General features: G+C 65.0%; 7 protein-coding genes. 2 read left to right on the forward strand and 5 right to left on the reverse strand.

All coding sequences use genetic code 11. The features are described from left to right. Positions 1 to 39: 39 nt before the first annotated feature. Genes D3260_RS08005 through D3260_RS08015 form a run of 3 tightly spaced genes read right to left on the reverse strand, consistent with a single transcriptional unit; the run spans position 40 to position 2,676 of the window. Positions 40 to 507 carry a nuclear transport factor 2 family protein gene (locus D3260_RS08005; RefSeq protein WP_120098058.1) on the reverse strand — a complete coding sequence of 156 codons (468 nt, stop codon included), beginning with the start codon at positions 505 to 507 and terminating at the stop codon, positions 40 to 42. Next, positions 504 to 1,640 (reverse strand): alkene reductase, encoded by a 1,137-nt coding sequence (locus tag D3260_RS08010; RefSeq protein ID WP_120098059.1) that lies wholly within the window; start codon positions 1,638 to 1,640, stop codon positions 504 to 506. Before D3260_RS08010 ends, D3260_RS08005 begins: the two co-directional genes overlap by 4 nt. Positions 1,641 to 1,674: 34 nt before the next feature. Continuing rightward, entirely contained in the window at positions 1,675 to 2,676 is a 1,002-nt protein-coding gene (locus D3260_RS08015) for a TIGR03571 family LLM class oxidoreductase (RefSeq protein WP_120098060.1), read from the reverse strand. A 103-nt stretch (positions 2,677 to 2,779) separates the two neighbouring features. On the opposite strand from D3260_RS08015, the gene D3260_RS08020 reads away from it, so the two are divergent. After that, a complete protein-coding gene (locus tag D3260_RS08020) occupies positions 2,780 to 3,700 on the forward strand; it encodes a LysR family transcriptional regulator (RefSeq protein WP_120098061.1) in 921 nt (306 codons plus the stop codon). A gap of 204 nt (positions 3,701 to 3,904) precedes the next feature. Further along, positions 3,905 to 6,175, forward strand: a complete 2,271-nt coding sequence (locus D3260_RS08025) for a M3 family metallopeptidase (RefSeq protein WP_120098062.1) — start codon at positions 3,905 to 3,907, stop codon at positions 6,173 to 6,175. Positions 6,176 to 6,293: 118 nt separating this feature from the next. On the opposite strand, the gene D3260_RS08030 is transcribed toward D3260_RS08025, so the two are convergent. Together D3260_RS08030 and D3260_RS08035 are read right to left on the reverse strand one after the other, a co-directional pair. Next, positions 6,294 to 7,136: a hypothetical protein gene (locus D3260_RS08030; RefSeq protein ID WP_120098063.1), complete on the reverse strand. Its 843-nt coding sequence runs from the start codon at positions 7,134 to 7,136 to the stop codon at positions 6,294 to 6,296. Beyond that, complete coding sequence (locus tag D3260_RS08035; protein ID WP_120098064.1) at positions 7,133 to 8,437, reverse strand: hypothetical protein; 1,305 nt, start codon at positions 8,435 to 8,437, stop codon at positions 7,133 to 7,135. The genes D3260_RS08030 and D3260_RS08035 overlap by 4 nt, the downstream gene beginning before the upstream one ends. Between the last annotated feature and the right edge of the window lie 305 nt (positions 8,438 to 8,742).

The raw sequence follows: 8,742 nt of genomic DNA on the forward strand, positions 1-8,742 counted from the left end.
GGGCTTTTTCATGCGGGTGTCATGCAGATTCGCTGTCGGTCAGACAGCGGTATCTGCCGGCGGCCAGACCACCTCCAGCCGCGATTCGCTGATTCGCCAGCTGCCGTCGATGCGCCGATACCGATCGTGGTACAGGCCGAGCAGCAACAGCGGGTCGGGCTCGGGCTTGCGGGCGGTCTCGAAATCGATCAGATAACAGCTGCCCTCGGCCGTGTCGGGCCCGGTCATTCGCACCACGTGATTGGCAACCACGTGCAGAAACGGATAGCGGCCGCGGCCGTCGCGATCGAAGCTCTCGAAGGCCGCGGCAAGGCCGGCCTGAATCGCGGGCAGGCCGTCCATGACGCCGACCGTGACTTCGAGACGTGCATCCGGTGCGAAGACCGCCGCCAGGCCGGCGATATCGCCGCGATCCAGACAATGCGAGTACGCCATGCGCAGCTCGCGGATCGCCTCGCGGTCGAGCAGGGTGGCCAGTCGATCGTCGGTGGGAGCGGCCGGTGTCATGCCTCGCTCTCCTGTGCCTGTTGCACGGCCTGCTGCTCGGCGTAGGTCGGATAATCCGTATAGCCGCGCGCGCCGATCGGGCCGTAGAAGGTCTCGCGGTTTGCCTCGGCCAGCGGATGGCCGGCCTGCATGCGCTCGACCAGGTCCGGGTTGGCGATGAACGGGCGGCCCATGGCGATCAGATCGAGTTCGCCGTCGGCCAACGCAGCCTCGCCAGTGGCCTGGTCGAAGCCGCCGGCGGCGATCAGCGTACCGCCGTAGGTCTGGCAGAACGAGGCGGCAAAGCCGTCCGGCATCTTTTCGGCGCCGAGGGTGAGCTGGTCGCTCAAATGGACATAAGCGGGCCGTCGGGCTTCCAGCTCGCCGGCCATGGTCACCCAGGTCTCGCCTTCGTCCGCGAAGGCGGCGAGATCGTTGAAGCGGCCGAACGGCGAAATGCGAATACCGACCTTGTCGGCCCCGATCTCGGCGATCACCGCATCCAGGGTCTCCAGCGGAAAGCGCAGACGGTTCGCGATCGAGCCGCCGTACTGATCCTCGCGGTCGTTGAGGGCGCCGTTGATGAACTGATCGAAAAGATAGCCGTTGGCGGCGTGGATCTCCACGCCGTCGAAACCGGCATCGATGGCGGTACGTGCGGCGCGCGCGAAGTCCGAGACCAGATCGACGATTTCATCGGTGGTCAACGCGCGGGGCGTATCGGGGGTGATCATGCCCGGGTTGCCATCGGCATCCCGAGCGAACGAGCCGGCGTTGACGGCGCGTTCGTCGGTCGGACCGACCGGGGCCGCGGCCTCGGGCTGGAGCGAGTGATGCGAGACCCGGCCCACATGCCACAGCTGAGCAAAGATGCGTCCGCCGGCGGCATGCACGGCTTCGGTCACGCGCGACCAACCTTCGGCCTGCTCGGCCGTGAACAGCCCCGGCGTGTAGAGAAAACCGCGCCCGGCGCGCGAGATCGGCACGCCTTCGCTGATGATCAATCCGGCGCCGGCGCGTTGGCTGTAGTAGCGCGCGGTCAGCGCATCGGGGACCTCGCCTTCAGCGCGGGCGCGGGTCATGGGCGCCATCACTACACGGTTGGGCAGTGTCAGGCCGCCCATGTCATAGGGTTCGAACAGTCGATGTGTCATGTCTTGATCTCCGATTGGAAAAAGTCGGTGGCGATCAGCCGGCCGGTTGTTCCGGGGCCGGTCGGGTGGGGAAATGCGGCAGCACGTCGCGCGCGAGGTCCTCGAGCAGCTCGGGATGCGGACGTTGCGTGATCCGTGGATTCAATGCGATGTGATGGATGCCGGCGTCGCGTGCTGTGGCCATGAACTCGGCCAGCGCCTTGCTGCCGGTGCGAAAACCGGCCCGCATCTGCTGCATCGGATGATCACGATCGGCGACGAGATCCAGAAAACCGGCAATGCCCAGGGGTTTCAGCGGGTTGTCGGCCTCGGGCATCGCCCGCAAGTGCCAGTCTCGGGCGAAGCGGGCCAGCTGCGCGGCCGGTGGCGCGGGGGCGAAATGACCGTCCAGATGCGCGGCGATCCAGTCCATGGACTGCTGGGCCCGGCCGATCGCGATCGCCGGTGTGCGCCCGAACGGCGGCTTGGGCAACAGATCGAGCGCGCCCTCGGCATGACCGAAACGCGGTGAGCGAAAATGCGGGAAGCTGTCCTCGAGCACGGCACGATAGACCGCATACGCATCCCGAAAACGCTCGCCCCGGCTGTCGAAATCGATATCGAACAACGGATACTCCGGCGGCCGATCGCCCGAGGACAGGCCGTGAACGAAGCGGCCGTCGGCGAAGTGATCGATCGAGGCGACTTGCTTGGCCAGCATCTTGGGTTCGCGCAGGGGCAACACTGTGCCGGCCGTGCCGAGCGTGATGTGTCGGGTTTCCCGGGCCAGGGCGGCGATATAGGTCAGGGGCTCGAAAACCTGGCCGGCGTCGCCGTAGCGCGGATCGAAGAACGGCACATCGCGCATCCACAGGGCGCTCAGTCCGGCTTCGTCTGCGGCCCGGGCGCGCTCGAAATGGCCGGTCATGTCGGGCACGGGATGATCGGGGTAAGTGGCCAGCGGCATGATCAGGCCGAGCGTGATCTCGTCGCGCTCGAACAGCCGGCCAAAGCCGGGATGAGTCGCGGTATCCGGTGTATCGTGCGAGCCTTGCATGGCGTCGTCGCTCTTTTTTGAGTGCGTCGAGCGAGACTGTAGTTGCTTCCTGGTTCGCTATAATCCGGCTGTTGGGAATTTTATTGCGTCCTGTGGTTCCAGAATGTCGTCAACGACCCAACTCGACGGGCTGATCGAGTTCGCCAAGACCGTACAGACGGGCAGTTTCACCGCCGCTGCGCGTCAGCTGGACATGACGGGCTCGGCGGTGGGCAAGAGTGTTTCGCGGCTGGAGGCCCGGCTCGGCGCCAAGCTGTTTCATCGCACGACACGCCGTCTGACGTTGACCAACGATGGTCGCGAGTATTTCGAGACCGCAGCACGCGTGCTGGCGGATCTGCAGGCCGCCGAGCATGCCCTGGCCAGCCGTCGCGAAACGCCGGTCGGGCTCGTGCGCCTCGATCTGCCGGGCGCGTTCGGCCGTCGGCACGTCCTGCCCGTGCTCACTACGCTGTCGGCCCGTCATCGCCGGCTGGAATTCTCGGTGATGCTCAGCGAGCGCCGGGCCGACATCGTGGCCGAAGGAGTGGATCTGGCGGTGCGTATCGGTCGCCTCGACGATGACGCCGATCGCGTGGCGTCTCGTCTGGGAGCACAGCGGCTGGTCATCTGTGCCGCGCCGCTCTATCTGGCCGCTCACGGCCGACCGACCACGCCCGAAGAACTGCTCACGCGCGATTGCATCGTCGGTTGGGAGCGCCACCGCCAGCGCGAGCCGCGATGGCTGCTGTGCGATGACGAGGGGCGAACGTTCGGCCAGCCGGTCCGCGCCCGACATGCCTTCAGCGACGGTGAGGCGCTGGTGTCGGCGACGCTGGCCGGGGCCGGTCTGTGTCAGTTGCCGACCTGGCTGATTGCCGACGAGCTGGCCGACGGCCGTCTGGAAACCGTGCTCGACGCGCATGCCGGCGCCGAGATGCCGATCCATGCCCTCTGGCCGGCCAGCCGTTATCTGACGCCCAAGGTGCGCGTGGTTATCGATGCGCTCAAGCAGGCGGCCCGCGAGCGCAACGGTTTCGGCTGACCGGCGCGACGAGCCGGGCGCGCCATCGCGATCGTGCACCGTGGTCCGTCGCCAGGTCGCCGGGAGAAGTGGCACGCCTTATGCCTTGCCGAGCCTGCGACCTTGGTGGCGTTGTACCGGGCCGGCAGGCAGGGCATGTTCGCGTGCCGGCCGGGGCGTCATCGCCGCCGTGTCGTCTTTTGCAAGTCAATTCAGGGAGATTCAATGCAACGTTGTGGTGGGATTACCGGGCTGGCCTTGGTGCTGGGGCTCGGTCTGGCAGGCGGTCAAGGGGCCGCCTTCGCGGCCGATGATTCGGCATCGACCTCCAGGTCCGCCGGTCAGTCGGCCTCGGAGACGCCCGCGGCCGAGGCCGCGCGGGCACGCCAGGCGTTTTCCGACAAGAACCCCTTCGCCCAGCCGAGCTCGCTGGCCTTTCATGCGCCGGATTTCGACAAGATCGACAACGACGATTTCATGCCGGCGATCGAAGCCGGGATGGCGCAGCAGAGTGCGGCCGTCGACAAGATCGCCAATAATGACGCGGCGCCGACATTCGACAACACGATCGTGGCGCTGGAGAAAAGCGACCCGCTGTTGTCACGCGTGATGCCCGTTTTCAACGCGTTGACCGGCGCCAATACGAACAAGACCCTCCAGCACGTCGAGCAGGTCGAGGCGCCGCGGCTGGCGGCGCACTCGGATGCGATCTATCTCGACGACGCGTTGTTCCAGCGGGTCGCCGCACTCCACGACAAGGCCGACCAGCTCGATCTGGACCCGGAATCGGCCCGTCTGCTGCACGAGTACTACGACAAGTTCGTGCATGCCGGCGCCAAGCTCTCCGATGCCGACAAGACAAAACTGCGCGACATCAACAAGCGTTTGTCCAGTCTGTCGACGGCGTTCACGCAGAAACTGCTGGCCGCCAACAGCGATCACGCGCCGATCTTCGTGAACAAGTCTGCGCTTGCGGGCATGTCGGATGATGCCATCGCCGGTGCGGCCGCCGCGGGCGCCGATCGGCATCTCGACGACCAGTTCGTTCTGTCGTTGCAGAACACCACGCAACAGCCGCCGCTCGCCCAGCTGGATGACCGCGATACTCGCGAAACGCTGTATTCGGCCTCCTGGAACCGCGCCGAACACGGCGGTTCGGACGATACACGCGACACGATCGAGACGATCGCCAAGCTGCGCGCGGAAAAGGCCAGTCTGCTCGGCTACGACAATTACGCGGCCTACACGCTCTACGACCAGATGGCCAAGACACCGGCCAAGGCCGAGGGCTTCATGCAACGACTCGTCGGCCCGGCCAAGGCCAGCGCCAAGGCCGAAGCGGCCGATCTGCAGAAGCTCATCGATCAGTCCGGCAAGTCCTTCCAGCTGCGTCCCTGGGACTGGAACTACTACGCCGAGAAACTGCGCAAGCAGCGTTTCGATCTGGACGAGTCCGAAATCAAGCCGTATTTCGAGCTCAACAACGTGCTCGAGAACGGCGTGTTCTATGCCGCGCACGAACTCTACGGGTTGCGCTTCAAGGAACGTCACGATCTGCCGGTGTACGCGCCGAGCGTGCGGGTGTTCACCGTCTACGACGCCGACGGCTCCAAGCTCGGGCTGTTCTATGCCGACTACTACAAGCGCGACAACAAGAACGGCGGCGCCTGGATGTCCAACCTGGTCGGCCAATCCAAGCTGCTTGGCACCCAGCCGGTCATCTACAACGTCGCCAACATCGACAAGCCGCCGAAGGGCAAGCCCACGCTACTGAGCTATGACGACGTCGTCACGCTCTTCCACGAGTTCGGCCACGCTCTGAACGGCTTCTTCGCCGATACCGAATATCCCATGCTGTCCGGTACGGCGACGCCGCGCGATTTCGTCGAGTTCCCGTCCCAGATCAACGAGCACTGGGCGATCTATCCGAAGGTCTTCGACCACTACGCCAAGAACTACAAGACCGGCAAGCCCATGCCGGAAGCGCTCAAGAAGAAGCTGCTGGCCTCGGTGCATTTCAACCAGGGCTATGACATGAGCGAGCTGATCAGCGCGGCGTTGCTCGACATGGCCTGGCACACGATTCCCGCGGATGCGCCGAAGAAACAGGCCGACGCCTTCCAGCGCGAGGCGCTCCAGAAAGCCGGCATGTACATGCCGAATCTGGTTCCGCCCCGGTATCGCTCCAGCTATTTCCAGCACATCTGGGGCAACGGCTATGCGGCCGGCTACTATGCCTATCTCTGGACCCAGATGCTGGCCGATGATGGCTTTACCTGGTTCACCGAGAACGGCGGGCTCACGCGTGAGAACGGCGACCGTTTCCGACGCATGATCCTGTCGATCGGCAATACGCGTGATCTGCAGAAAGCCTACGACGCGTGGCGTGGCCGGGCGCCGCAGATCGGCCCGATGCTGAAGAATCGCGGGCTGGCCGGTCACGGCTCGGACGACGAGCCGAGCGACGACGCCCAGGCCTCGAACGACGCCTCCTGAGCCATGCCCGGCGCGCCGGCCGATCGCCTGACGGTCGGCGCGATCCGGTTGTGGCCGAAGCGACGCGATGTCGTCGACGCGAGGCCGGGCCGGAAAACCGGACCGGCCTTCGCATGTCTCAATACAGTTGCGAGATCAGGGCCGCCGTGAGCAGCAGGGCCGCCGCGATCAGCCGGTGGCCGGCTCGGGCCTCGTGCAGGATGAAGGCGCCGATCAGGGCAGAGAACACGATGTCCAGATTCAGCAACGGCAGAATCGACAATACGGCCAGCTGATAGACCACGAGCAGGATCAACGAGTAGCCGACGATGTCGAGCGCCGCGGCGATCAGAATCCGCTGACGCTGCAGTCGAAACTCGAGGTACATGTCCCGACGACGGGTGAACAGGCCGTAGAGGACGACCGGCCAGCCGATCGTCAGGTTCCAGACGATGTAGGGCAGCGGATCGACTGTCTGGCGGATGCCGGCGACATCGGCGACGTACTGGAGCCCGCTGCATAAACCGGCGGCCAGGGCGAGCAGGCCGAACGGGCCGGCGACTCGAATGCGCTGTCGTGTCGGCACGATCTGGACGATGTAACTGATGACCACCAGCCCGGCCGCGATCCAGTCACCGAGGCTGGACGGCTCGTCGAGAAACAACGCCGCCAGCCACGCGATCATGACGATCTTGATGGCGCTCTGCAGGGGCGTGATGGCGCCGAAGTCCGCGTGTCGATAGCCCGCGGTGACGAACATCATCGCCAGGCTGTAGAACACGGCCGAGGCCAGCAGATAGGGCACGGCAGCCAGGGGCAGTGGGGCAACGAACGGCGTCAGCGCCAGGCCCACGCCGATTGAAATCGCATTGAAACCGGCCAGCAGGGCGAGCCGGTCCCGCGACTGTTGAATGACCAGCCGATGTAGCGAAAAGAACAGGGCGCTGCAGACCAGCAGCGCGGCTGCGATCAGGTCCGTCACGCTCGATCGCGAAGGCGTCGTTTCAATCGACGGTATCGCGCTCCGCCGATCAGCCACCACAGGAAGCCGCAGAGGCCGACAAAGGCCAGCGACAGCAGTCCCAGACGGCTCCAGGGCGACAGTAATGTGTCCTCGAACGCGATGAAATGAGCGATGTCGTTGACCGCCGACAGACCGAACACGCACGTCAGACAGAACGCGATGCGATTGAGCGTTCTCGATTCGCTTTCGTCGCGCTCGGACTGCAGGCCGCGGACATCCTCGGCAAGCATGTTGATGCTCTCGCTGAATTCGGCCACACGGGCATCGATCGCCAGATCCCGGCAGACCGTCTGGTAGATCGCGCGGCTCGATTTGTCCGTGGATTCCTCGTATTCCCGGGGCGCGAGCATGGCCAGCCGCGTTGCGCTGACGTAGCGACGCATCTCGCCGATGCGAAGCCCCTGTTCGCGATCCCATACGAACGCGCGCGAGAGCTCCTGGATGTTGCGCATGCCGCTGGCGCACTGGCTGCGTCGCGAAATCATGTACATCACCGGTTCGGTCTCATCGGCGATCCGCGCGGCATCGTCGGCCAGGGCGCCCGTCTGGTTAGTCTGTTTCAGGTGCCAGCCGAAATAATTGTTGAATAACATGACGAAACGGCCGTTCGGACTGGCCAGCGCGGTTTGACCAGCGTAGCCGGCATCCTGCGGCCAGTCGCCGGTCGGTCGATCGCCGATCGCGACGAAATTGCCGCTCGACCAGGCTCGCCAGGCCATTTCCGTGCTGAATTGCTCGCGGGTCGGCGCGTGCTGCCAGAAGGCCTCGGGATCGAGAATATCGTAGGGCAGGCTCGGGCAGTGCGCGATGATACCGTTCGCGCTCAGACCGGCGACGAGATCATAGATCAGGCCGTTGAACGACAGATTGTGGCGATAGCAGGCGTGACCGCGATCGCGCAGCGAGGCGACATTGCGGCGATCGGTCGGCGCGACCAGACGATGAGCGAACGAGACCGCCAGACAGCCGAGCGGTAGAAAACGCAGGGTGATGTAGTCGCAGTGCAGGCCGTCGATCGCCCGCATGTCGATGGTGCCCTCGAGTACCTGGCGCGGGTTGTAGACGAAACTGGCGAGCCGTCTCAGGGCGAATTCGACCGTGAAATCCGCATCGACCGGGTCGCCGTCATCCTGGCGCAACCGGGCGGTCACGGGATACCGGGCGGCGATATCGACCTGCGCGAGATCGACGTTGATCGGAAAGGATTTGATATCGACGAAATACTCGCGCGTCGTCGATTCTGCCGAGTCTGTGCGCATCTGGCCTTGCCCCCCGTGACAGCGCCTCTTCTGGCCCAGTGTAAGTGTTCGAGGTCGGGCCTGTCGGCGGCGGCTCGATCGGATCGCGGTGCGCGGAGGACACATCACCCGGCCCGAGCGCGCTGGCAGCAGGGGCGACACGCTGTGTCCGGCGCTCTCGTGTTGCCCTGTAGCCGACTTCGCAAGCCCCTTGGCGCGGACTCGTGCGAAACATGAACGGGTCGGGGGCGTGCCGTGCCCACCGTTCATCCACTCTTCAGGCGGCGGTGCTAATTTAACACCCAGACGCTAGATGGCCCGTCGGC

The organism is Salinisphaera sp. Q1T1-3 (assembly GCF_003602005.1).
In the GTDB taxonomy this organism is placed as follows: Bacteria; Pseudomonadota; Gammaproteobacteria; order Nevskiales; family Salinisphaeraceae; genus Salinisphaera.